We start from the raw sequence: 25907 nt of genomic DNA on the forward strand, positions 1-25907 counted from the left end.
CATGGATATGATTTTTGGTAAATTGGGTTGGGACTCTATCCCGACAGAGCCAATCGTACTTGTCACCATGGTCTTTATGGCACTTGGTGCAATTGCTGTGCTTGGCGGTATCACCTATTTCAAAAAATGGGGATATTTGTGGAAAGAATGGTTTACAACTGTAGACCATAAAAAAATTGGTATCATGTATATCATCGTATCTGTCGTCATGCTTTTGCGTGGTTTCGCCGATGCGATCATGATGCGTTTACAACTTTTCCTCGCTAAAGGCGGTGGTGAAGGTTATTTACATCCTGACCATTACGACCAGATCTTCACCGCACACGGTGTAATCATGATCTTCTTCGTAGCAATGGGTCTCGTTGTAGGTATGATGAACATCTCTGTTCCTTTACAGATTGGTGCTCGTGACGTTGCTTTCCCATTATTGAACTCTTTAAGCTTCTGGTTATTCGCTGGTGCTGCTGGTTTAATGATGCTTTCACTTGTATTAGGTGAATTTGCTGCGACTGGTTGGATGGCTTACCCTCCTCTGTCTGGTATTCAATATTCTCCTGGTGTAGGTGTTGACTACTATATCTGGGCACTTCAGGTTTCTGGCCTAGGTACGCTTTTATCCGGTGTTAACTTCTTCGTTACCATCATTAAGATGCGTGCACCTGGCATGAAATTAATGGACATGCCTATTTTCACGTGGACTTCACTTTGTACGGCAGTATTAATCATTGCATCATTCCCTGTATTAACAGGTACGCTTGCAATGCTTACATTAGACCGTTACTTTGGCTTCCATTTCTTCACAAATGAGCTTGGCGGTAGCCCAATGCTTTATGTGAACTTGATCTGGACATGGGGTCACCCTGAAGTATATATCTTGGTATTACCAGCATTTGGTTTATACTCAGAAATCGTTGCAACCTTCTCTCGTAAAGCGTTGTTCGGTTACAAGTCTATGGTGTATGCAACAATTGCAATTACTGTATTAGCATTCGTTGTATGGCTTCACCACTTCTTTACCATGGGTGCTGGTGCGAACGTTAACGCGTTCTTCGGTATCATGACCATGGTTATTGCGATTCCTACTGGTGTGAAAATCTTCTCTTGGTTATTCACCATGTATAAAGGTCGCATCACCTTTACTACTCCAATGTTATGGACGCTCGGCTTCCTTGTAACATTCGGTATCGGTGGTTTAACTGGTGTACTTATGGCTGTTCCGCCTGCGGACTTCTTGGTACACAACTCATTATTCTTGATCGCTCACTTCCATAACGTAATTATTGGTGGTGTGGTGTTTGGTATGTTTGCCGGCATCATTTACTACTGGCCAAAAATGTTTGGTTGGAAGCTCAATGAAGCATGGGGTAAAGCTGCATTCTGGTTCTGGTTCTTTGGTTTCTATTTTGCATTCATGCCACTTTATATCCTTGGTTTCATGGGTATGACTCGTCGTTTGAATACATATGACAACCCTGAATGGGATCCATACCTTGCGATTGCATTATTTGGTGCTGTTCTTGTTGCGATTGGTATTGCATGCTTCTTAATGCAAATCATCGTTGGTTTCTTACAACGTCACCAAAACATGGACCACACAGGCGATCCATGGGATGCTCGTACACTTGAATGGGCTACTTCTTCCCCTGCTCCATTCTACAACTTTGCGCATGAACCAGATGTTAGCGGTATTGACCGTTTCTGGACTGACAAAGAAAACGGTGTAGCATACGCACGTAATACTAAATATGAAGACATCCACATGCCGACTGATCGTGCTGCTGGTTTTGTCATTGCAATGTTCATTACACTTCTTGGCTTTGCACTTATCTGGCATATTTGGTGGCTCGTTGTTGTTTCATTCGTTTCAGCTGTTATTAGCTTGATCGTAAGCTCATTCACTAAGAATGTTGATTACTATGTTCCAGCTGCTGAAGTTGAGCGTATTGAAAACGAACGCTATGCTTTACTTGAAAAACACTTGAAGAAGGACTAAGGAAATGGCTGAAGTACTTCATCACGACAACCATGGCCACGATGGTCATCATGAACATGATGATACAGATTTAACGGTCTTTGGTTTCTGGACATACTTGATGAGTGACTTGATTCTTTTCGGATCACTCTTCATTGCGTTCGCTGTATTAAGCAGTCATGTTCCAGCAGGGACTCCAAGTGCATATGACCTGTTCCATAATTCATTAGGTTACGTGTTAACTGAAACATTTGCCTTATTGATTTCATCGGTAACTTTCGGTTTTGCTGTACTTGCCTCTTATAAAAAGAATGTAAATCAAGTAATCACATGGTTATTCATTACATTCCTTTTTGGTGCAACCTTCATCGGTATGGAGCTCTATGAATTCCATCACCTTGTAGAGGAAGGTCATGGTCCAACTCATAGTGCATTCTTGTCATCGTTCTTTACTTTGGTTGGTACGCACGGTATCCACGTAACTTCTGGTTTAGTGTGGATGTTGGTATTGATGTATCAAATCAAAACTAAAGGTTTGACTTTACCGAATACACGTCGTCTTGCTTGCTTAAGCTTGTTCTGGCACTTCCTTGACATCGTTTGGATCTGTGTATTCAGCGTCGTTTACTTACTGGGAGTTCTCTAATGAGTAGTCATGAGCATAATGCTGCTGGTGCGTCACACGGTAACTTTAAGCAATACACTGTAGGTTTTATTCTATCTGTTATCCTTACCATCATCCCATTCGGGATGGTGATGGCAGGTGGTTTCAGCCGTGGTCTTTTAGTTACAGTGATTGCAATTACTGCCGTTGCTCAGGTTCTTGTACAACTTGTGTACTTCTTACACATGAATACATCATCTGAACAACGCTGGAATATGATTGCATTTATCTACACGATCCTATGTATCGCTGTACTGTTAATCGGTTCTGTGTGGATTATGAATTATCTTCACTACAATATGATGATCTAAACTGATTGTCATGTTGAAAAAGTATTTATTCCTGACTAAACCAGGAATTCTCTTCGGTAATTTCGTTACCACTTTGGGCGGCTTCTTCTTAGCCGCCCAAGGCTCTATAGACATCTTATTATTATTGCTCACTCTCATTGGAACAACGTTAGTCGTTGCCTCAGGTTGTGTCGTCAATAATGTTATTGATCAAGATATTGATACAAAGATGCAGCGCACTCAAAACCGCGCACTTGTTAAAAAAACCATCTCTCCTACTGTTGCGCTTATATATGCGTTTGTACTTGGGGTAATTGGTTTTAGCATTTTGTGGTTTGGTGTAAATGGTTACGCATTTTTGTTTGCAGTAATTGGTTTTGTTGTCTATGTCGGTTTTTATAGCTTGTGGACCAAACGTACCTCAATCCATCAAACCGTTATTGGTAGTATCTCCGGAGCGAGTCCTCCTGTTATTGGTTATACAGCGGTAACTCATCAATTTGATGTGGCAGCCTTGCTTTTGTTTTTAGCATACGGTTTATGGCAAATGCCTCACTCTTGGGCAATTGCAATTTATCGTTTTGATGATTACAAAAATGCAGGAATTCCAATTTTGCCTGTAGCACGTTCTATTTATCGTACGAAAATTGAATGTGTAATATATATCCTGTTATTTGCAGCTGTTTTGAATGGATTATATTGTTTTGGTTATACCAATGTATTCTTTTTAATTACCTTCAATGCTTTAACTGCATACTGGTTCTATTTATCGATTATTGGATTCAAAGCCGAAAACGATCAACTTTGGGCTAAACGTTTTTTCCTCTACTCGGTCATATTAATTACCCTGTTAAGTTTGAGCTTTAGCTTTACCTATCAATCCCCTGCTCCAAATCTTCCTCTCTTTTAATTAAGGGAGGATTTCCTCCTCAAAAACAACTTTTCATATTTCTTATCAAAAGATTTGTTTTTAGTCTAATTTTTACCTATAATTCAGCCTTCGCATTTTTTGCGACGTAGCTATTTATATTTTAGCTATGACTCCTTGCTTCTAATTTTTTAGGGGCTGTTTAAACCGTAAGGAGCTGACAATGCGTCATTACGAAATCGTACTTTTGGTACATCCAGACCAAAGCGATCAAGTTGTAGGTATGGTTGAACGCTATATCTCTCAGATCAAAGAAGCTGATGGTCAAATTCACCGTTTAGAAGATTGGGGCCGTCGTCAATTGGCTTACCCAATTAACAAAATTCACAAAGCGCACTACATTCTTATGAATGTTGAATGTGGTCAAACTACGCTTGATGAGTTAGAAGAATTATTCCGTTATAACGACGCGATCATTCGTAACCTTATCATCCGTCGTGAACACGCAATCACTGAAGAGTCATTGCTTGCTAAGAGTGCTGAAGAAAAGCGTGCGCGTAAAGCTCAACGCGAAGAAGCACAGCAAGTTGCTCAAGAAGCTGAATAAGGAGAACATCAATGGCACGTTTTTACCGTCGTCGCAAGTTCTGCCGCTTTACAGCTGAGAATGTTGCGTACATCGACTACAAAGATATCGACACTTTAAAACAGTACATCACTGAAAACGGCAAGATTGTTCCTAGCCGTATCACTGGTACTAAAGCTCGTTATCAACGTCAATTAGCACTTGCTATCAAACAAGCTCGCTATTTGTCTTTGATTCCGTACACTGACAACCATAAGTGAGGTGATCTGTGGACGTTATCTTATTACAACGCATTAAGAACCTTGGTAAATTAGGCGATAAAGTATCAGTTAAAGCTGGTTACGGCCGTAACTTCCTTATCCCTCAAGGTAAAGCAGTTGCAGCTACTGAAGCTAACACTGCTGCTTTTGAAGCTCGTCGTGCTGAACTTGAGAAGCAAGAAGCTGAAGTATTAGCTGCTGCTCAAGCACGTGCTGAACAATTGAATGAAGTTAACATCGTTATCACTGCTAAAGCTGGTGACGAAGGTAAACTCTTCGGTTCTATCGGTACTCGTGACATCGCTGACGCGTTAACGAATGCTGGTCTTACAGTTGACCGTGCAGAAGTTCGTTTACCAAACGGTGCGCTTCGTCACACTGGTGAATTCAACATCGCAATCCAATTGCATCATGATGTTGTTGCAGAAGTTCTCGTTACTATCGTATCTGAGTAATTTCTCATCAAAAAAAGAGCATGCTCACGCATGCTCTTTTTTTATCTCTTAAATTTATGAAATAAAATTAGATATATTAATTCCTGATCAGTTCTTCAGTTTAATTGGTTTTTTAATTAGGTAGTTTATTTATTTTTGTTTTAAGATAGTTCTCGGCTTAAAACCCTTTTTTTGTGCACACATTTTATCATCAGGTCTAATTATGTCTCAGGCGAATGCCACTTCTTTAACGCTTTCATCTCCAACAGAAAATAAGACGAGTGAATCAGGCCAACTTAAAGAGTTTCGCACTCCCCCACACAATTTAGCCATTGAACAAGCAGTGCTTGCTGCATTGATGACCGTTGCTGAATCTTTTGAACAAATCAGTGACCTACTCAAAGAAAATGATTTTTATGCCACTCGTCATAAATATATTTACCGCGCAATTGAAAAATTAGCGCAGGAAAATTCACCTTATGATGCGGTCTTAGTGAATGACTGGCTTTTAAAACAAAACTTACTTGATGCTATTGGTGGTGAAGAATACTTAATGCAGCTTATGGCTGATTCACCTTCAAGTTTCTATAACCTTGAAACCTATGCAACCAAAATTAAAGAATTCTCTACACTACGCAGTATGATCAAGGTAAGTACTGAAATTTTACAAAATGCTTATGACACAAAAGGGCGTGGTGTTAGTGAAATTTTAGATTTAGCCGAAACCAGTATTTTCTCTTTAGCTGAACAGCACAATAACAATAAAAAAGATTCTGGCCCTAAAGCAATTAGCTCTGTAACAGCCGATGTAATTAGTAAACTTGATGAACTTTCAAAACTCGATGGCAATATTACTGGTTTAACTACTGGCTTCTTAGAACTCGATAATAAAACTTCCGGTATGCAACCTGGAGACTTAATTATTGTCGCGGCACGTCCGTCTATGGGTAAAACTACCTTTGCCATGAACTTGGTTGAAAGTGTTTTGCAATACAATAAACTCCCTGCTCTCGTATTCTCTATGGAGATGCCAGCTGACTCAATTGCAATGCGTCTAATCTCTGCAATGGGTAAAGTTCACCAAGGACATTTACGTTCAGGTAATTTAGATGCAGATGAGTGGACTAAAGTTACTGGTACTATTTTGCAGCTTCAACAAATGCATTTATACATTGATGATTCGTCAGCTTTACCACCAACCGAGGTTCGTGCCCGAGCTAGACGTATTGCAAAAATGCATGATGGTAAAATCGGCTGTATCATGGTCGACTATTTACAGCTCATGAAAGTTCCGGGTATGGGTGATAACCGTGTTGGCGAAATCTCGGAAATTTCACGAAGCTTAAAAGCCTTGGCAAAAGAAATGCACTGTCCTGTGATTGCACTTTCCCAGCTTAACCGAAGTCTGGAAAACCGTCCAAATAAACGCCCAGTAATGTCCGACTTACGTGAATCGGGTGCGATTGAACAGGATGCCGACTTAATCATGTTCATTTACCGTGATGAAGTCTATAACAAAGAATCTAAAGAAGCAGGCACCGCAGAAATTATCATTGGTAAACAGCGTAACGGTCCTATTGGTACTGTTCGCCTTGCCTTTGAAGGTCAATATACTCGTTTTAGTAATCTCTCTCCTGAGTATTACAGCCAATATGATGATGAAGAATAAACTCTATCTCTAGCCCAAAGGAGTAAATGAGGGTGCGTCAAGCAACAGTTTATATTGATCGCCAAGCGCTTCAATATAATTTAAACCGTGTCAAACAACTCGCAGCAAATTCAAAAATCGTAAGTATGGTAAAAGCCAATGCTTACGGACATGGAGTCAAAGACTGTTTAGCAGCCTTAAATGCCTCAGATGCCTTTGGTGTCGCCTGCCTACAAGAAGGATTAGAAATCCGTGAACTTGGTTTCGAACAACCAGTTACTTTAATTGAAGGCGTATTTTCTGAAGATGAAATGCCCGTCGCAATTGAGCAAAAATTTGAATGTGTTATTCATCATCAACAACAGTTTGAATGGTTAATTAAACACAAACAAGCATACATTGCCCAAGGCTTAAAAGTATGGGTTAAATTAAATAGCGGTATGAACCGTTTAGGTTTTAAGAACCCAGAAGTTATTGAAATCATTAAAACTTTAAAATCTGAAGGATTTACCTGTGTACTTGCTATGCATTTTGCCAATGCAGATGTAGACCATCCTTTAAATGAACAACAAAAACAGCAATTTTTGCAAGTAAAACAAGCTTGTGAACCAGTTTTAGCATCTTGCTGTAATTCAGCGGCTATTTTTAAATGGCCAGAACTGAATTTTGACTATGTACGACCGGGTATTATGCTCTACGGTGCTTCACCTTTTGCAGATAAAACAGTACATGAGCTTGATTTAAAACCAGTCATGACTTTCACAGCAGAAGTTATCGCGTTAAACCATATTCAAGCTGGTGAACATGTGGGTTATGGTTCAACTTTTTGCGCCCAACAGGCTATGGATATTGCCATAGTTTCTATTGGCTATGGTGATGGTTATCCAAGAGCTTATGTTAAGCAAAACTTTGTCGCTATTGATGGCAAACTTTGTCCAGTTGTAGGACGTGTAAGTATGGATATGATAGCGATTGATGTCACAAATACTCAGGTAAAACTTGGTACCCAAGTTGAACTTTGGGGTAATCATCGTTTAGTTGATGACGTTGCCGAAGCTAACGGCACAATTGGTTATGAATTACTTTGCCGCTTAAGCACTCGTCCAGTCCGCAAAAGTACTTAATAATTTAGTAAATAAAAAATCCAAGCTTGCTTGGATTTTTTTATTTGAAATAGCTTTTAACGCCAATAATCATCTGTAGGTTTAGGCATTTCCTGTAAACCACGACGTAAAGTATCCGACCACTGACGACTAATTTGTGAAAAATACGGATCATCTTCACTAATTCGTTTACCCATAGGAATCACAAAACTATCTCTGCTATAGACCAAGGCATCTAATGGTAAACCTACCGAAACATTAGAACGTAATGTTGAGTCAAATGAGATTAAACTACAGCGTAGAGCATCATCTAACGGCATTGCATAATATAAAGCACGATCTAAAATAGGCTTACCATATTTACTTTCACCAATTTGAAAGTAAGGCGTGTCGGTTGTAGCACAAATAAAATTACCTTGCGGATAAACATTATAAAGCTGCATATCACCGCCTTTAATTTGTCCACCCACCAAAATACTACAAGCATAATTCATTTGTTCTTGAGTATCTGAGCTAATATCTTCTAAAACATTTTTTAAAGTTTTACCGACTAAATCAGCCACTTCAAACATTGTATTAATACTATATAAATTAGGCTCTTGCTGCAAAGTAAGCGCATTTTGCAAATGCCCGATAACCGCTTGTGTCGTTGCTAAATTACCTGCTGTTTGCAAGGCAATAAAACGCTCTCCCGTTACACCGAAAGTATGAAGCTTACGAAATACAGAAATATGATCGACCCCTGCATTAGTTCGAGTGTCACTTATAAACACCAAACCCTGTTCTAATCTCAGCGCACAACAATAGGTCATTTCGTTCTCTTTACATTCAACAAGCCAACACTTGAACCACAGACATCATATTTTCAATACCACCCTGTTCTCGCACACCTCTAATTGGGGCAACATCAAGATAGTCCCGTCCAACTGCGAGATAAATATGATGCTTTGGCGTAAACAATTGATTGCTTACATCAAAACAATACCACTGATTATCTAAAAATACCTCCGCCCAAGCGTGACTGGCAAGGTGCGGATAATTTTGATCAAATAAATAACCAGAGACATAACGTGCTGGTAATTGTAACGCACGACACATGGCGATTAAAACATGTGCATGATCTTGACATACTCCTTGAGCTGCATGAAAGGCTTGCGTGGCAGTCGTATGAACAGATGTACTATCTGGTTGATATGGCATCTTTTGCAGAATATTTTCACTGAGCAAAGCAATGTGTTGTCGATCTTTGACGGTTACAATTTTCTGGGCAAAATCCAACATTTCAGAATCATATTGAGTGGCCGCTGTACTTTGAAGAAATATTTTTAATGGTATAGGTACATCTACTCCACCTATCTCTGTATTTAAAAGCTCAACAATACCCTGCGCCATAAAAGTAAGATGTTGGTATTCATAACGCTGCGTAGCGGTTAACCAAATATTATTAAAAATATCTCTTTTGAGTGTCTTATCACCTGGCACACTGATTGCCCAATTGACAACATGTTGATGCAGCGATGTTTGAGGCATCATCTTAATATACTGAATACTGTTTTTAGCAGTTTCAGTATATTTATAATGCGTTTGATGATTAATCATCAATTTCATAATCATGCCTCGAACATATATTCCAGCTGCTGAGTAAAATTATAATAAGCATCCCAAGACGGATGATCTTTTAATAATTGCCAAGATTGATTTAGCTTCTCCCACCCTAAGTCATTCAGCTGTTGAAGCAATTTTTCTAGCTCCTGTAAAAGTCCCGTAAGGTCTTGCTGAAAACGTAGTTGTATATCTAATTGCTCTACTTTCTTTCCTAAATTCAGAAATAAGGCTATATCTTCATTTTCAGAATCAAGTATTTGATTACATAGAGCTAAAGCTTTATTTAATGAATCAGGATGAACTTGAAGTGACTTAATCGCATGATTCAGTTCGGCATAAGCGCTAGAAGATAGTATCCCTCTTAACTCTTGAATATTATCTTTAGCAATCATGAACTGGTTCAGTAATGAATATGTTTGTTTCGTATCCAACATATAGCAGTTCAGTAATTCTGCTTGCTCAATGACCAGTCCAAATGCCGCTGCAAATTGAGTTGCTTTTTCATCATCGGTAAATGGTAAATGTGATACAGCAAATTTAATCCGCATTAAATAACGGCCCAACCAATAAATGTGGTGTGCACTCGAATTGAGTAAAACCATAAATTTCCTCTTTAACCGACTATTAGGAATGTAGCGTTTCAACGACCCATGTATCTTTAATGCCTCCTCCTTGTGAGGAATTTACGACTAAAGATCCTGCTTGCATGGCCACTCGTGTTAAGCCTCCCGGTACAATTTCAGTGCGATATGGGGAACTCAATACAAAAGGACGTAAGTCGATGTGGCGCTCAGCCACTCCTGATGTCGTTAAAGTCGGTGCAACAGATAAAGCTAATGTTGGCTGTGCAATATATTCGTGTGGTGTAGCAATCAATTTTTTTCTAAATTCATCAATTTCACATGAACTCGCCTTAGGACCAATTAACATGCCATAACCACCAGATCCTTGAGCTTCCTTAATCACTAATTGATCTAGATGAGACAATACATAGTCTAAATGTTCCTTTTCGCGGCACTGATAAGTAGGGACATTCTTCAGAATTGGTGTTTCACTTAAATAATATTGAATCATCTGATCAACATACGGATAAATCGATTTATCATCGGCTACACCAGTACCCGGTGCATTTGCAATCACTACATTTTTTTGTAAATAAGCGGACATAAGACCTGCTACCCCTAGGGCACTATCAGGCCTAAAGGCAAGTGGATCTAAAAAATCATCATCTAACCGACGATAAATCACATCAACCTTTTGACGTCCACGAATCGTTTTTACAAAAACTTGATCATTTTCTACAAACAAATCTCGGTTAGTAACCAGTGGCACATCCATTTCACGTGCCAAAAAGGCATGTTCGTAATAAGCACTATTAAAACGCCCTGGTGTTAAAACTACGATAAAAGGACAATCAACCTCTGAGTTTTCTTGAAGTATTTCTTTTAATAAGCTTGGGTAATGTTCAATGCCTTGCAAATTATTAGCAGCACAAAGTTCAGGCATGAGTTGCTGACTAATATTTCTACATTCAATCATATAAGAGACGCCAGAAGGCGTTCTTAAATTATCTTCTAGTACAAAAAATTCACCTTCGCCATCTCGTATAATATCTATACCGCTAATTTGAGAATAAATTTTACCTTTAAGCTTGTGCTTGAGCATGTGTGGCTGAAAAGCCTCATGACAAATAATATGATTTTCTGGAATTAACTGTTCCTTTAAAATATGTTGTCCATGATAAATATCATCTAAAAAATAGTTTAAAGCTTTAACTCGCTGTGCACATCCAGCTGCTATTTTCTCCCACTGTTTTTTTTCAATTACTCTCGGGATTAAATCAAAAGGAATGGTTCGCTCTGCACCCTCTTTATCGCCGTAAACATTAAATGTAATACCGTGATAGAGAAAATGTTGTTTGGCCTCCGCATTTAACTGCTTAAGCTCATCTAAAGTTCGAATGCTCAACCATTGCTCAATTTTTTTAGAAGCAGCACCGTTAGATGTCACATCGTCTAGCATTTCGTTAAAAAACTGCGATTTTAACTGTTCAAATAAGTTCGTTTGTACCGAAAGATTGTCCATAAACGAAGTCTGGTTAAGTAATGCGGTGGTCGCCTGCTCTTGTAAAAAATAATCAATATCGGCTTGTAGGTCTTTCTCTTGTTCTGACATAGCAACCTCGTCTTATCATTTATCTATATTTCATTTTTAAATAAGCAATTTCAGTGCCACTTATATATCTATAATGCTTATTGGCTTTCGTTGTTATAACTTTCTTTTAAATTTTAGCATTGATTGTAAAAGGTGCCATAAACCGAATCTGACAAACTTGCTAAATGTGTAAAGTTTTTTTATTGTGTTGACACCAAAGCAATTGGATATAGATGTATTACGCTTATGTCTGTAATAGAAAAAGAAACTTCAAATAGTTTATATCGCCAGTGGCAGATTCTATCTCGCCTTCCTACCGGTAAATGGATCGGGACTCGAGAATTGCAAGAAATGCTTGAGCGTGAAGGTATCGAAATCAGTTTAAGGACAATTCAGCGTGATTTAAATCAAATTGCTCAGCGTTTTCCAATTGAAAGTAATAAAGCTGTGCCTCAAGGCTGGCGGTGGCAATCAGATGCACCAATTCAAAGCTTACCGCATATGACAAGCTCTCAAGCAGTAACCTTTATGATGGTTGAAGAACATCTCAAACATTTGCTCCCACCAAGTCTCCTTGATGAGATGGGTCCTTGGTTTGACTTAGCAAAACGTAGTCTGTCTACACAAAATAATGTAAGACAATGGATTAATCGTGTCCGTATTGTGCCAGCAAGCCAACCACTGATTCCACCTGTAGTCGACCGTGCTGCTCAACAAGCAATTTACGAAGGCTTACTGCAAGACAAACAAATTGAGTGTGTTTATCAAGCCCGTGTAAATCAAGGCGAAGATAAAACTTATATTTTAAATCCGCTTGCATTGGTCCAAAAAGGTGCTGTTATTTATTTAATTTGCACCCGCCATGATAAAACCGAAGTACAAACCTTTGCCCTACACCGCTTCAAATCCGCTAAGGTTTTAGAAAGTCGTGCGCTCCACCCCGTTAATTTTGATATTGATCACTATATTGACTCGGGTGCTTTAGGTTTCAGGGTAGACTACAATCAACCTACTGAATTGATACAGCTCACCTTAACCATGACTGAACAAACTGCCAAAACTTTTTATGAAAGTCAGTTAAGTAAAGATCAGACAATTACTCCAATTGAAGAAAACATTGTCGAAGTTACGGCGACTGTTCCTTTTACATCTCAACTCGTCTGGTGGTTACGAAGTTTCGGTAAAAAGTTGCTCCATATTGAACCAGTTCAAGTACACAATGCAGTACGAGAAATTGAACCTGATAACAAATGACTAGATATAAAAAAGAGAACCGTCAGGTTCTCTTTAGATTTTGAATAATAATTTTCTTAATTTTATATTGGTATTTATAGTTTTATTTATTTTCAGATCATTCTGTTCTCCTCCACCAAAATGATCTGCTTCTTCTTTTGCGCTATGTTGAACATGAGTATTGGCATGCCAAATCATATCCATTATAGCGAATTGATTTCATTGTCATGTTTAAAGCCCTCTTGTTTGAACGTGAATTCAATATAACGTTCGTTTTAAAACATGTGAAATAAGAAAAAAAGGAAGTGAAATCTATTTTCTTCCTTAGGAAGTTTCCATATATTTTTTGATCAGAAAATAAAAAAGCCCAGTCTTAACTGGGCTTTTTTAATTACTTAAATGATTAAGCTGTTTTTTTGATCATGTTATTTTTACGAATCGTGATCATTACAAGTTGAACAGCAGCTGGGGTAACACCAGGAATACGACTTGCTTGAGCCAATGTTTCTGGACGCACAGTTTTTAACTTCTGAGTAATTTCACGAGATAAACCTGAAACAACATCGTAATCAAAATCGGCAGGAATCTTGGTTTCTTCAAGACGCTTTAATTGAGCTACATCTTCATGCTGACGGTTGATATAACCTTCATATTTAACCGCAATCTCGATTTGCTCACCCACTTGTTCTGAAACTTCTGAACCCGTAAGTTCTGCGATTTGAGCAAAACTAATATTAGGACGTTTGAGTAAATCAATCGCACTACATTCTTTACTCAAGTCAGCACCAGTCATTTCGACAAACTTTTTACCCATTGGGTTATTAGGCGCTGCCCACAAATGCTGTAGTCGAGATGTTTCACGTTCAACTGCTTCCATTTTTTCACAATAAGCAGCCCAACGAATATCATCAACTAAACCAAGCTCACGACCAATAGTTGTTAAACGTTGATCGGCATTATCTTCACGCAACATCAAACGATATTCCGCACGTGAAGTGAACATGCGGTATGGTTCTTTCGTACCCAGGGTAATCAAATCGTCAACCAATACACCCATATAAGCTTGGTCACGTTTCGGTGTCCATTCTTCTTGCTCCCACGCACGGCGAGCAGCATTTAGACCTGCAAGTAAACCTTGGGCACCAGCTTCTTCATAACCGGTAGTACCATTAATTTGACCAGCAAAATACAAGCCGTTAATTGCTTTGGTTTCTAGGGTAAATTTCAAAGCTTGCGGGTTGAAATAGTCATATTCGATTGCATAACCCGGACGTAAGATATGGGCATTTTCCATACCGCGAATCGAGCGCACAAGTTCAAACTGAACATCAAATGGTAATGAAGTCGAAATCCCATTTGGATAAAGCTCGTGTGTATCTAGGCCTTCTGGCTCTAAAAATACCTGATGCGAATCTTTATCAGAGAAACGATGAATCTTATCTTCAATTGAAGGACAGTAACGTGGACCTACCCCTTCAATGACACCGGTATACATTGGTGAACGGTCTAAGCCACCACGAATAATGTCATGAGTTTTTTCGTTAGTATGCGTGATATAGCAGTTCACTTGTTCTGGGTGCATAGACACATCGCCCATGAACGACATTACCGGAGACGGGAAGTCGCCTGGTTGTGGTGTCATAACAGAAAAATCAACTGAACGTGCATCAATACGTGGAGGTGTACCTGTTTTTAAACGGCCTACTGGTAGTTTTAATTCACGAAGACGCTGAGCAAGAGCAATAGAAGGAGGATCTCCTGCACGACCGCCGCTTGATTTCTCTAAACCAACGTGAATAACACCACCCAAGAATGTACCTGTAGTCAACACAACAGTTTTTGCGTCGAAGCGAATACCCATTTGGGTCACAACACCCTTAACGGTATCGCCTTCCACAATCAGGTCATCGGCCGCTTGTTGGAAAATATCAAGATTTGCTTGGTTTTCTAATGTCTCGCGAATAGCAGCTTTATAACGAACACGGTCTGCCTGAGCACGTGTTGCACGCACTGCGGCACCTTTACGCGAGTTTAAAATACGGAATTGAATACCGCCTTTATCGGCAGCTAATGCCATTGCACCACCAAGTGCATCAATTTCACGTACTAAGTGTGATTTACCAATACCGCCAATTGCTGGGTTACAGCTCATCTGACCCAAAGTCTCAATGTTATGGGTCAAAAGCAAAGTCTGTCGTCCCATACGCGCCGCAGCAAGTGCCGCTTCCGTACCTGCGTGACCGCCACCGATAACGATAACATCATAAACTTTAGGATAGTGCATGAGTACAAAAACACCAGAAAAAAAAGACGGAACATTATAGCAAAATTATCTGCTTATTGATGTACATAATTACAAAATTGTCATCACATGATTTACGCTACACCACATGTTTTGACATTTTGTTTCAGGAATTCAATACAAAGTGAATGTTTTTAAAAATTTTTCATTCTAGAATAAAAAACGTACAGCACTTCTACGACTTTAAAATTAACGCAACGAGAAGGAACACAAAATGAAAACGACCATGTTAAAAATCTTAACTGCATCTCTCCTTTGTTTTTCAGGCGTAACGTTGACCCACGCTGCGACTAATCATAATGCCAAATCGACTCATACTACTAAATCGAGTCATACTGCTAAAACAAGCAAGCATGCTGCAGAGTCAGGTACATCAGTAACGCAAAAAGAACTGAGAGCTTGTGCTAAAAAACGTCAGGGTGATTGGGTTTCTTACAGCCATAATGGTGCAACCTTCAATGGTACTTGCCAACCAAACGAAAATGGCAAACTACAATTTAAGGCCCCTGCTCCCTAATATAGTTTGAACCTAAAGTATAGAAAAAAGTTTTAATTTTTCTATAACACAGCGAAATTTTCAAAAAGCGGTCCATTAAAGATGGGCCGTTTTCTTTTTTAAACCATTCTAGTCGGCTACAATACACCTTTAAATAAAATTTTTAGGTCCTTTTCGTGAAGTGGTTACAAATACACATTACCGTTGATCAAGAACAAGTTGAATTCACAGAAACACTTTTAATGTCTCTAGGTGCGGTAAGCGTAACGCTGGATGATGCTGAAGATCAGGCTTTGCTTGAACCATTACCAGGCGAAACACCTTTATGGAATAAAGTTATTGTTACAGGTATTTATCAACAAGACGAACAAGACCCAATTGATGTTGACACTTTAGAAGCTTTCTTAAAAGCTCAACTTCCAGATGTACCTATGCGTCATGAAGAACTTGAAGACCAAGTTTGGGAACGTGCATGGATGGATTATTATGAACCGATTCAAATTGGGGAAAAATTCTGGATCGTACCTGAGTGGTTAGAACCACCAGAAGCAGATGCGACTAATATTAAACTTGATCCAGGCCTTGCTTTTGGTACAGGTAACCATGCAAGTACATTCTTATGTTTACAATGGTTAGGTAAAACCGATGTAAAAGATAAAATCGTTATTGATTATGGTTGTGGTTCAGGCATTTTAGGCGTTGCAGCTTTATTATTAGGTGCTAAAAAAGTCTATGCGACAGATATTGACCCTCAAGCTGTTCTTGCGACAAAACAAAATGCAGAACTCAATGGGGTTTTAGACCGCCTATATGTGGGTCTCCCTGAAGAGTTCGATCAAGAATTCAAACCTCAACAGGCAGACGTTTTAGTTGCAAATATTTTAGCAGGACCGCTCATGGCACTTGCGCCAGAATTTGCAAAATTACTTAAATCTGATGGTGATTTCGCACTTGCTGGTGTAATTGAAGAGCAAGTAGCTGATGTTTCAGGTGTTTATTCTGAATTTTTTGATATATTAGATGTCGAAAAGCGCGAAGAAAACTGGTGCCGCATTTCAGGAAAACGTAAAACAATAAATTGAGATTATTTAACTCATGAATGAAAAACAAACCCGCTGCCCTAAGTGTTTAACAGTTTATAAAGTTTCTCTTACCCAGTTAACTGTTGCTCAGGGTATGGTTTGTTGCCCTAAATGTAATTTAAATTTTAATGCTCTTACCAACTTGGTTAACATTGAGCTCCCAGAAGCAACAAACTCATCTGTTTTAGCTGACGGCTCGATTCAAACACGATATATGACTCATTCTCATGTATTAGATATCTTTGATCAGAAAGTTGAAAACTCTAATATTGATCTTTTGACATATTTAAATAATTTAAATTACTTCCACAACGAGCCCATCAATGCTCTTCCCAACCTCAACTTAGCTGAACAAGCAACTTCACCCGAACAGGATAATGGTAAAAAGCATAGCTGGTTGTACTATACACTTTGGAGTTCTGCGAATCTGATTCTGATTTTAGTTTTTACTTTTCAGATTCTCTGGTTCAACCCAAAACTTATGCAGCAAAGCCCTGCTATTAGCCATGCATTTAATTATGTCTGTCAAATACTGCACTGCAGTAAGTCAGCTGAACAATATCAACTTCTTTATATAGAAAAGGTAAAGCTACGTAGAATAGATATAGAACATACTCGATTTTCTGGCGTTCTAGTCAATCAAAATAATAAAAGTATTGAGTTACCAAACCTAAAATTAAGTTTTGGTCAAGAAAGCAATCAAGAAGAGATCATTTTTACTCCTCAACAATACTTGGTTGAAAATTTACGAGGCATTCAACGTATCCCAACTAATACACCGTTTAAATTTCAATTTGATTTAAATAAAAGCAAAAAAAGCCTCGTAAATTATCGATTAGAAATTGTCCACCCCTAATTTGTAAAAAAAGTGAAAAAAAAATAAAAAAAAATGCAGTTAATTTGCTCACTTTTTCCTAGACAATGGTATGATACGCGCCACGAAAGCTTTGACTCATATACTCCTCGCTCTCAATTCAAAAAATATACTGTTAAGCATGTGTGCTTTTCTAAATTAAGCGCATAGCCTAACTTTTTTTGTTTTTGAGGGGGCTGTAACAAATATTTAACTATTGTTACGCTTATTTTTTACTCAATACGAAGATTTATGGCAAGCTAATTGTTCTTATGTTTTAGAGTCACTGTTTTAGGATCTAAAACAGGACTCCGTATTTTTAGACCACATTTATATACTACTTTACCCAAGCTAGTATTTGATTTTCGGATTAACTCGCATGAATAGCAAATCTCCTATTTTTACTGCACAATCTGATGTTGCTCTTCGCATCCACGTGGATCGCGCAGTTCGTCATTATTTTGCACAATTGCAAGGTGAGCAACCATCTCAGGTATATGACATGGTGCTAGCAGAAATGGAGAAACCTCTTTTATCTGTAGTTCTTGAATATACTCGTGGCAACCAAACACGTGCCGCAGAGATTCTTGGACTAAACCGCGGCACTTTACGCAAAAAGTTAAAAGCTCACGGTTTAATGAGTGAATAAATGATAAAATGCTCACGACGTCGTGGGCATTTTTTTATGCTTCTAATTGGTTTTAATCCGTAGACTTGAAATTGTTGACTTGAACATCATGACTATTAAACGTGCTTTGATTTCTGTATCAGACAAAACAGGAATTGTCGAATTTGCTCAAAACCTTGCAGCTTTAGGGGTAGAATTATTATCTACAGGCGGCACATACAAGTTGCTTAAAGATAATAACATTGCTGTTGTTGAAGTATCTGAACATACTGGTTTCCCAGAAATGATGGATGGCCGTGTAAAAACACTACATCCAAAAATTCATGGCGGCATTTTAGCTCGTCGTGGTCTAGACGAAGCAGTTATGCAAGAACACAACATTGATCCAATCGATCTAGTTGTTGTCAACCTTTATCCATTTGCAGCTACAGTTGCTAAACCTAACTGCTCTCTTGCTGATGCTATCGAAAATATCGACATCGGTGGTCCGACAATGGTACGTGCTGCTGCTAAGAACCATGCCTCTGTAGGTATTGTTGTAAATGCTTCAGATTACGATACAGTGATTAGCGAATTAAAAGCTACAGGTTCACTTTCTTATGAAACACGCTTCGATTTAGCGGTTAAAGCATTTGAACATACAGCTCAATACGACGGTATGATCGCTTCTTACTTAGGCGCTCGCGTTGGTAAGACCGAAGGTGAAGCTGATTTATTCCCTCGTACGTTCAACACTCAATTAAATAAAGCACAAGATTTACGTTACGGTGAAAACCCACATCAATCTGCTGCTTTCTATGTTGAAGCAAACGCAAAAGAAGCTTCTGTTTCTACAGCAAAACAATTACAAGGCAAAGAATTGTCTTATAACAATATTGCTGACACAGATGCTGCACTTGAATGTGTTAAATCATTTGCTAAACCAGCTTGTGTCATCGTAAAACATGCTAACCCTTGTGGTGTTGCGGTTTCTTTAGACGGCATTAAAGCTGCTTATGATTTAGCTTATGCAACAGATCCAGAATCTGCTTTCGGTGGCATTATTGCATTTAACCGTGAGTTAGATGTTGCAACTGCTCAAGCAATTGTTGACCGTCAATTCGTTGAAGTTATTATTGCTCCAAGCATTGCTGATGGCGTACTTGAGGTAACTGGTGCGAAGAAAAATGTTCGTGTTTTAGTATGTGGCGAATTACCTGCAATTGATGCACGTGCTCCGCAACTTGACTATAAACGCGTCAACGGCGGCTTACTTGTTCAAGACCAGGACTTGGGCATCATCACTAAAGATGATCTTAAAGTAGTTACTAAACGTGCTCCTACTGAACAAGAAATTGATGACCTTATTTTCGCGTGGAAAGTTGCGAAATATGTAAAATCAAACGCTATTGTTTATGCAAAAAACCGTCAAACTATTGGTGTAGGCGCAGGTCAAATGAGCCGTGTTAACTCAGCGCGTATTGCTGCAATTAAAGCAGAGCATGCTGGTTTAGTTGTTGAAGGCGCTGTTATGGCATCTGATGCATTCTTCCCGTTCCGTGACGGTATTGATAATGCAGCTAAAGCTGGCATTAAATGTATCATTCAACCGGGTGGTTCTATGCGTGATGAAGAAGTCATTGCGGCAGCTGATGAAGCTGGTATTGCAATGGTCTTCACTGGTATGCGCCATTTCCGCCACTAATTTAAATTTAGTCCTCCCTAACCCTCCTTTTATTCAGGAGGGTTTTCCACAATAATGGAACTATCTCTCCACTTCGAGAAATAGAGGGGGATGAAAAAGGATTAAAGTTAAGGAACAAATTAAAAATGAATATTTTAGTTTTAGGTAGTGGTGGTCGTGAGCATGCTTTAGCATGGAAAATCGCGCAAGATACCAAAGTTACTCAAGTTTTTGTTGCGCCTGGTAATGCCGGAACGGCAACAGAAGCAAAATGCGTTAACGTCCAACTTGATATTTTGGACAACCCTGCAATTATTGCTTTTGCTAAAGAAAATAATGTTGAGCTGATTGTTGTTGGTCCAGAAGCACCATTAGTAAATGGTGTAGTAGATGCTGCACGTGAAGCTGGTTTAAAAATTTGGGGTCCTACTCAATATGCAGCGCAGCTTGAAGGCTCAAAAGCGTTTGCTAAACATTTTTTAAAACGCCATAACATTCCAACTGCTTTTTACGAAGTATTTACTGAAGTTGATGCAGCGAAAGCTTACGTTGAAAAAAATGGCGCACCAATTGTAATTAAAGCTGACGGTCTAGCGGCAGGTAAAGGTGTCATCGTTGCAATGACCAACGAAGAAGCTTTTGCAGCAATTGATGACATGCTTGCAGGCAACAAATTTGGTGATGCAGGTTCACGTGTCGTAATTGAACAATTCCTCGCTGGTGAAGAAGCCTCTTTCATTTGTATGATTGATGGTAAAAATATTTTACCAATGGCAACTTCACAAGATCACAAACGTATTTTTGAAGGCGACCAAGGACCAAACACTGGCGGTATGGGTGCCTACTCTCCTGCTCCAGTTGTAACTCCAGACGTATTTGAACGTGTGATGTCTGAAATTATGCGTCCAACTGTTGATGGTATGGCCGCTGACGGTCATGTTTACACTGGTTTCTTGTATGCTGGTTTAATGATTGATGAACAAGGTCAACCACGCGTAATCGAATTTAACTGCCGTTTTGGTGACCCTGAAACTCAACCAATCATGATGCGCTTAAAGTCATCTCTTGTTGATTTGGTTGAAGCAGGTATTGCAGGTAATTTACCAAAAGAAGCTGAGTGGGATGAGCGTAAGTCAATCGGTGTTGTACTTGCAGCAGAAGGATACCCAGATAGCGTACGTAAAGGCGATGTGATTTCTGGTATCGGCCAATCACCAGAAGATACTAAAATCTTCCACGCAGGTACTGCAACTCGTGAAGATGGCCACATTGTGACTTCTGGTGGACGTGTACTTTGCGTAACTGCTTTAGGTGACAGCGTTCTTGAAGCACAAATTAATGCTTTAGAAGTATGCGGCCAAGTAACTTTCACAGGTATGCAATACCGTAGTGACATCGGTTACCGCGCGATTGCACGTGAAAAAGCTGAATAAAAGTTAGCAAAAAAAGCTTCCTATTTAGGGAGCTTTTTTATTTTGTACACCAATAGAAGAAAATGATATAAATTTTTATAAGATTTATTAAGATATCAACAAATAGAAAAAAGCCCTCTATATCAACTACATTTTTATTGCTATCATTAGTACATAGTTGTAACTGTCATCAGACACTGCTGTTTTAATAATTTCCATAAAGACTTGCTCTACAAATTATGCCTGTAGAGAGTTTTTTAATATTCTAAATTTATGAATGCTCGTTTGGCTACTGTTGGGGATGAACTGTTTGGGGAAACAGTTTTTGTTTATTAAACAATTACCCTCTGTTATAGCCAAAATATGCAAGCAAATTATGGAACCCCAGAAAAAGATCACAGAGTTTAGACTAGTTGTAATTCCAACTCCTCTTTTTTCATATTGATATAGATCAATCGTTATTGTTCTATATCTTAATCAGGACTTTTTTAAATGAAAAAGCTGATCAGCCTTTTTTTAAGCATGTCAGTAGTATTATTGACAGCATGTAGCAAACAAGAAAATGCTCAACAAGCCGAACAAAACAATGATAGTTCCAAAGTACAAAAGGTAGTAATTGCCTCTACAGGTTCGGATGCTGACATTTGGCGTTATATCGCATCTTTACCTGAAACCCAAGCTGCTGGACTGAAGTTAGAAGTAAAAAACTTCTCAGACTCCGTTTCAATGAATATAGCAGTTGAAATAAAGAAGTAGATTTGAACGCATTCCAAGCTTATTCTTATCTTACTGTATTTAATAATTCAAACCCGGATAAGATTGCAGCGGTTTCTACCACTTATATTGAGCCAATGGGGATTTATTCAAGTAAATACAAAAAAATTGAAGAACTTCCTGAAGGTGCAATTATTTCAATCCCGGATGATGCTGCCAGCGAATCTCGTGCGCTACTCTTGTTACAAACTGCTGGCTTAATCAAGCTTAAAGCTGACTATAATCCTGTTCAGGGCAGTCCAATTGATGTTATCGAAAATCCCAAAAAGATCAACATCAAACCAATCAAAATGGAAACTGCATTACGTCTTAAAAATGAATTTGATGCAGTTGTATTAAATAATACCATAGCACTCGAGGGAGGTTTAAACGTACTCAAAGATTCTATGTTCTATGAACCTATTGATCAAATCTCAAAAATTAGTGTAAACGTTCTAGCAACTGCTGAATCACGTAAAAATGATCCTGTCTTGCAAAAAGTTGGTAAGCTTTACCACACTGCAGCTGTTAAAAAATACATTGAAGAACACTTTGGTGGAACAAAAGTTGACGTAGACAAACCAATCAGCTATCTCTCAGAAGCTAAATAGTAATATAATAGCCCAAACGTGAAACAGGCAAATTATCTTTGCCTGTTTTTTCTTTCAAGCATAGTTTCTGACGATATGATTCAATTTAAAAACATTTCAAAGCACTATCAGCTCAAAAGCCAAACCATACGCGCACTCGATCAAATCAATTTAGAGATTCCAGAGGGCAGTATTTTCGGCATTATTGGCTATAGTGGTGCAGGTAAAAGTACTTTAATTCGCCTGATTAATTTACTCGAACGACCAAATGAAGGTCAGATTATTATTAATCAAAAGGACTTCACTGCTTTAGATGCACGTTCATTACGTCAGGAGCGTGCAAATATTGGTATGATTTTTCAGCATTTCAATTTGCTTCAAACCAAAACAGTTGCTGAAAATATCGAAATGCCAATGCGACTGCTAAATTATAAAAAAGCAGAACGTGAAAAGCGTTTAAATGAATTATTAGAGTTTATTGATCTTAAGCATAAAAAAGATGCCTATCCAGATGAACTCTCTGGCGGTCAAAAGCAACGTGTTGGTATTGCGCGTGCTTTAGCAAACCATCCTAAAATTTTATTATGTGATGAAGCCACATCTGCACTAGATCCGCAAACTACTCAATCAGTTCTAGAGCTTTTAAAGAAAATCAATCAAGAACAGAAAATCACAATTGTTATGGTTACTCATGAAATGGATGTCATTGAATCTATTTGTGACCATGTTGCAGTTATGGAAGCTGGTAAAGTGATTGAGCAAGGCTCAACTATTGATATTTTTAGTAATCCTCAGCATCCAACAACTAAAAACTTTATACAAACTGTTTTACATCAGCAGTTACCAGTTAACATTCTAAATCAATTAGAAAATCAGCATCACCACAGCATCTATTGCCTACAATTCTTAGGACGTTCGGCTCAAGAACCTGTAATTCAGTCACTTATTAAACAATATGATATTAGTTTAAATATCTTATTTGCCAATATGACTGAAATTAATGGCACAGTGATTGGTCAAATGTTTGTACAGCTTTTAGGTGACCCGCAGTTGATCAGTCAAGCGATTGAGTTTTTAGAGAAAAATGAAGTGAGCGTAGTTCAATCAGGAGATCAAGTATGAGAGATTTAATCGTACAATGGTTAACTGAACTTACTCAGCCTTTCTGGCAAAGTTCCCTTTCTATGGACCAGTTTGTAACTGCATTACAAGAAACCTTTAATATGGTGTTCTTTGCACTTATATTTGGTGGTATTTGGGGCTTCATCCAAGGCATTATTCTGCTTGTAACTCGCCCTGAAGGGATCTTACCAAACAAATTCATTTATCATTTGCTTAACCCAATTGTAAATGCATTGCGTTCTCTGCCATTTATTATTTTACTTATTGCAGTTATTCCACTTACAAAGTTCTTGGTAGGTACTTCGATTGGTACATGGGCGGCAATCGTTCCTTTAACGATTTATGTTGGACCATATATGGGCCGACTTATTGAAACTTCCCTACTTGAAGTAAATGAAGGAATTATCGAATCTGCTCAAGCAATGGGTGCAACGCCTTGGCAGATTATTTCACGCTTTATTTTACCTGAAGCTCGTAGTTCTCTTATTTTGAACTTAACAACTGCTACGATTAGCCTTATCGGCGCGACTGCTATGGCTGGTGCGGTTGGTGCTGGTGGTATTGGTGACTTAGCAATTTCTTATGGTTATCAACGTTTTGATACAAGTGTCGTAATTTTAACAGTGATTATCCTCTTGCTCTTAGTACAGATTGTACAGACTTTGGGCAACTGGCTCTCTAAGATACGTTAAATCATTTATATACAAATCAAAGCTCCCTAAACGGGGGCTTTTTTTGTTTTTAGAAGTTTCTGCCACCAAACAGTTGAGTACGTGGCTTAATAGCATTTTCTGTTATCATCAGAATTAGCGATTACTCATTTACTCTTTGGATTTAGTTTCAGGATAAAAACAATGCGTTATAGAATTCATTTTATTGATGTGCAAAATGCCCTACAAAACTATATCTGGATTTTAGAAGATACTGAAACTCATGAAGCTGTTGCAGTTGATCCAACAGAGGCTGAGTTAGTCACTCAATTTTGTGATGAGCATCATTTAACTTTAAAGCAAATTTGGCTTACACATTGGCATAAAGATCATATTGGTGGCGTTGCAGATTTAATGGCAAATTCCACTCTAGCTGTATATGGTCCAAGAGATGAATTAAGTAAAATTCCTGGTATTACCCATCCTCTTCAACATGATGACCATCTAAAGTTTAATGATTTAAAAGCAGAGATTATTGCGACACCTGGTCATACCTTAGGACACATTGTTTATTTTATTGAAGAGTTGAATGCGCTCTTTTGTGGAGATACTCTGTTTGCAATGGGATGTGGCCGACTATTTGAAGGTACGGCAGAACAGATGTATCACTCATTAAATCGTCTTGCTGCCCTTCCAACCACAACTAAAGTCTATTGCACACATGAATATACGCTTTCTAATGCTGAGTTTGCTTTAAGCGTAGAACCTGAAAATCATGCCTTACAAGAACGTGCAGAACAAGTCCGCAAACTTCGCACGGAAGGTAAAATTACCCTACCAAGTAGTATTGAACTTGAGTTGGCAACCAATCCATTTTTACGTGCTGAAAGTGTAGATGAGTTCGCTCAATTACGTAGTTTAAAAGATAATTTCTAATTTTTTGGCTTTATATAAAGATACAGTTTAATTTTAAGAACTGTATCTTTTTGAATAAGGCATGTTTCGTGAAATTATTTTTTACATTTATTGATTTTAAATTAATTTGTTTTGATTAAAATTTACTCTAATTCTTATATTTTAAAATAATTATAAAAATTAAATAGTTAAATTTTATTAGTGATAAAAATGATTACACAAAAACTGAATAAATTCATAAAATGAAGAAGATTGGTTTATCTCTATTACTTTTTTTACAAGTTGCAAAATAAAACAAAGTTTTCCCCCTTTAAAAAATCCTAGTAAATCCCTATTAATAAATAAGGTGTAAGACACGGATAGAAGGAGTTCTCACGTGAAAAAGGTTGTTAAAGCTAAAAATTTAATTGCGTTCCGTATTTGGTTAGAAAAATTAGGATATTCGGTTAAAAATCTTGCCGATGGAAAAGGTTTCACTTTCAGTTTTAAAAAAGAATATGGTTTAGTCACGTGTGATTTGGTTGGTAATGCCTTAGCGATGCAATTAGGTGAAGAGTTTGAGGATCACTTAAAAGCGTAAGCTTGAGCTGTTTTGCGTATACTATTTTTAGTATAGGCACCTCA

Annotated in this window: 25 protein-coding genes and 1 pseudogene; 21 read left to right on the forward strand and 5 right to left on the reverse strand. The window is 38.3% G+C overall.

Annotated features, from left to right (window positions below; all coding sequences use genetic code 11):
• The first annotated feature begins 1 nt into the window (after position 1).
• From cyoB to alr, 9 genes are all read left to right on the forward strand, one after another.
• On the forward strand, positions 2-1993 hold the full coding sequence (gene cyoB / locus MKL35_RS11510) for a cytochrome o ubiquinol oxidase subunit I (RefSeq protein ID WP_270913676.1): 1992 nt from the start codon (positions 2-4) through the stop codon (positions 1991-1993).
• Positions 1994-1997: 4 nt separating this feature from the next.
• Positions 1998-2618 (forward strand): cytochrome o ubiquinol oxidase subunit III, encoded by a 621-nt coding sequence (cyoC, locus tag MKL35_RS11515; RefSeq protein WP_002049203.1) that lies wholly within the window; start codon positions 1998-2000, stop codon positions 2616-2618.
• Positions 2618-2947 (forward strand): cytochrome o ubiquinol oxidase subunit IV, encoded by a 330-nt coding sequence (locus tag MKL35_RS11520; RefSeq protein ID WP_000094534.1) that lies wholly within the window; start codon positions 2618-2620, stop codon positions 2945-2947. Before cyoC ends, MKL35_RS11520 begins: the two co-directional genes overlap by 1 nt.
• 10 nt (positions 2948-2957) lie before the next feature.
• Positions 2958-3836 carry a heme o synthase gene (gene cyoE, locus MKL35_RS11525; protein ID WP_002049287.1) on the forward strand — a complete coding sequence of 293 codons (879 nt, stop codon included), beginning with the start codon at positions 2958-2960 and terminating at the stop codon, positions 3834-3836.
• A gap of 181 nt (positions 3837-4017) precedes the next feature.
• Positions 4018-4401, forward strand: a complete 384-nt coding sequence (rpsF, locus tag MKL35_RS11530) for a 30S ribosomal protein S6 (RefSeq protein WP_002049107.1) — start codon at positions 4018-4020, stop codon at positions 4399-4401.
• 11 nt (positions 4402-4412) lie between these two features.
• Positions 4413-4640, forward strand: coding sequence for a 30S ribosomal protein S18 (rpsR, locus tag MKL35_RS11535; protein WP_000090661.1), 228 nt, complete (start codon positions 4413-4415; stop codon positions 4638-4640).
• A gap of 8 nt (positions 4641-4648) precedes the next feature.
• Positions 4649-5095 carry a 50S ribosomal protein L9 gene (gene rplI, locus MKL35_RS11540; protein WP_000382591.1) on the forward strand — a complete coding sequence of 149 codons (447 nt, stop codon included), beginning with the start codon at positions 4649-4651 and terminating at the stop codon, positions 5093-5095.
• A gap of 202 nt (positions 5096-5297) precedes the next feature.
• Positions 5298-6743 carry a replicative DNA helicase gene (dnaB, locus tag MKL35_RS11545; protein ID WP_002049228.1) on the forward strand — a complete coding sequence of 482 codons (1446 nt, stop codon included), beginning with the start codon at positions 5298-5300 and terminating at the stop codon, positions 6741-6743.
• A 32-nt stretch (positions 6744-6775) separates the two neighbouring features.
• Positions 6776-7846 (forward strand): alanine racemase, encoded by a 1071-nt coding sequence (gene alr, locus MKL35_RS11550; protein ID WP_032010698.1) that lies wholly within the window; start codon positions 6776-6778, stop codon positions 7844-7846.
• A 56-nt stretch (positions 7847-7902) separates the two neighbouring features.
• Here alr and MKL35_RS11555 read toward each other — a convergent pair whose 3' ends face one another.
• From MKL35_RS11555 to MKL35_RS11570, 4 genes are read right to left on the reverse strand one after another with little or no spacing between them, the layout of a single operon-like run.
• Positions 7903-8637: a proteasome-type protease gene (locus MKL35_RS11555; protein ID WP_002049189.1), complete on the reverse strand. Its 735-nt coding sequence runs from the start codon at positions 8635-8637 to the stop codon at positions 7903-7905.
• Between the two features lie 16 nt (positions 8638-8653).
• Complete coding sequence (locus MKL35_RS11560; protein WP_004708040.1) at positions 8654-9433, reverse strand: transglutaminase family protein; 780 nt, start codon at positions 9431-9433, stop codon at positions 8654-8656.
• A 2-nt stretch (positions 9434-9435) separates the two neighbouring features.
• A complete protein-coding gene (locus MKL35_RS11565) occupies positions 9436-10032 on the reverse strand; it encodes an alpha-E domain-containing protein (RefSeq protein ID WP_032010696.1) in 597 nt (198 codons plus the stop codon).
• A 22-nt stretch (positions 10033-10054) separates the two neighbouring features.
• Positions 10055-11605: a circularly permuted type 2 ATP-grasp protein gene (locus MKL35_RS11570; RefSeq protein ID WP_004708036.1), complete on the reverse strand. Its 1551-nt coding sequence runs from the start codon at positions 11603-11605 to the stop codon at positions 10055-10057.
• Between the two features lie 225 nt (positions 11606-11830).
• On the opposite strand from MKL35_RS11570, the gene MKL35_RS11575 reads away from it, so the two are divergent.
• Positions 11831-12838 carry a helix-turn-helix transcriptional regulator gene (locus MKL35_RS11575; RefSeq protein ID WP_002049181.1) on the forward strand — a complete coding sequence of 336 codons (1008 nt, stop codon included), beginning with the start codon at positions 11831-11833 and terminating at the stop codon, positions 12836-12838.
• A gap of 382 nt (positions 12839-13220) precedes the next feature.
• On the opposite strand, the gene mnmG is transcribed toward MKL35_RS11575, so the two are convergent.
• Positions 13221-15101, reverse strand: coding sequence for a tRNA uridine-5-carboxymethylaminomethyl(34) synthesis enzyme MnmG (mnmG, locus tag MKL35_RS11580; RefSeq protein WP_032010694.1), 1881 nt, complete (start codon positions 15099-15101; stop codon positions 13221-13223).
• 232 nt (positions 15102-15333) lie between these two features.
• Here mnmG and MKL35_RS11585 point away from each other — a divergent pair, with 232 nt between their 5' ends.
• The 11 genes and pseudogenes from MKL35_RS11585 to MKL35_RS11635 all read left to right on the forward strand — a co-directional run bounded on the left by MKL35_RS11585 (position 15334) and on the right by MKL35_RS11635 (position 25863).
• Positions 15334-15636: a hypothetical protein gene (locus tag MKL35_RS11585; protein WP_002049150.1), complete on the forward strand. Its 303-nt coding sequence runs from the start codon at positions 15334-15336 to the stop codon at positions 15634-15636.
• Positions 15637-15791: 155 nt separating this feature from the next.
• Positions 15792-16697 carry a 50S ribosomal protein L11 methyltransferase gene (prmA, locus tag MKL35_RS11590; protein ID WP_017393569.1) on the forward strand — a complete coding sequence of 302 codons (906 nt, stop codon included), beginning with the start codon at positions 15792-15794 and terminating at the stop codon, positions 16695-16697.
• Between the two features lie 13 nt (positions 16698-16710).
• On the forward strand, positions 16711-17553 hold the full coding sequence (locus MKL35_RS11595) for a zinc-ribbon and DUF3426 domain-containing protein (protein WP_017393568.1): 843 nt from the start codon (positions 16711-16713) through the stop codon (positions 17551-17553).
• Between the two features lie 376 nt (positions 17554-17929).
• Positions 17930-18199, forward strand: coding sequence for a DNA-binding transcriptional regulator Fis (fis, locus tag MKL35_RS11600; RefSeq protein ID WP_001086304.1), 270 nt, complete (start codon positions 17930-17932; stop codon positions 18197-18199).
• Positions 18200-18287: 88 nt separating this feature from the next.
• Positions 18288-19862: a bifunctional phosphoribosylaminoimidazolecarboxamide formyltransferase/IMP cyclohydrolase gene (gene purH, locus MKL35_RS11605; protein WP_032010692.1), complete on the forward strand. Its 1575-nt coding sequence runs from the start codon at positions 18288-18290 to the stop codon at positions 19860-19862.
• A 125-nt stretch (positions 19863-19987) separates the two neighbouring features.
• The gene (gene purD / locus MKL35_RS11610; RefSeq protein ID WP_032010690.1) at positions 19988-21274 is read left to right on the forward strand and encodes a phosphoribosylamine--glycine ligase; all 1287 of its coding nucleotides are present in this window, start codon (positions 19988-19990) and stop codon (positions 21272-21274) included.
• A gap of 471 nt (positions 21275-21745) precedes the next feature.
• A pseudogene (locus MKL35_RS11615) lies at positions 21746-22617 on the forward strand (MetQ/NlpA family ABC transporter substrate-binding protein).
• 75 nt (positions 22618-22692) lie between these two features.
• Positions 22693-23718 carry a methionine ABC transporter ATP-binding protein gene (locus MKL35_RS11620; protein WP_004708029.1) on the forward strand — a complete coding sequence of 342 codons (1026 nt, stop codon included), beginning with the start codon at positions 22693-22695 and terminating at the stop codon, positions 23716-23718.
• Positions 23715-24410, forward strand: a complete 696-nt coding sequence (locus tag MKL35_RS11625; RefSeq protein ID WP_004708028.1) for a methionine ABC transporter permease — start codon at positions 23715-23717, stop codon at positions 24408-24410. The genes MKL35_RS11620 and MKL35_RS11625 overlap by 4 nt, the downstream gene beginning before the upstream one ends.
• Positions 24411-24572: 162 nt before the next feature.
• Positions 24573-25304: a hydroxyacylglutathione hydrolase gene (gene gloB, locus MKL35_RS11630; protein ID WP_004708027.1), complete on the forward strand. Its 732-nt coding sequence runs from the start codon at positions 24573-24575 to the stop codon at positions 25302-25304.
• 355 nt (positions 25305-25659) lie between these two features.
• A complete protein-coding gene (locus MKL35_RS11635; protein WP_270913678.1) occupies positions 25660-25863 on the forward strand; it encodes a hypothetical protein in 204 nt (67 codons plus the stop codon).
• The last annotated feature ends 44 nt before the right edge of the window (positions 25864-25907 follow it).

The organism is Acinetobacter sp. AOR41_HL, from assembly GCF_027854645.1.
Taxonomy (GTDB): Bacteria; Pseudomonadota; Gammaproteobacteria; order Pseudomonadales; family Moraxellaceae; genus Acinetobacter; species Acinetobacter nosocomialis.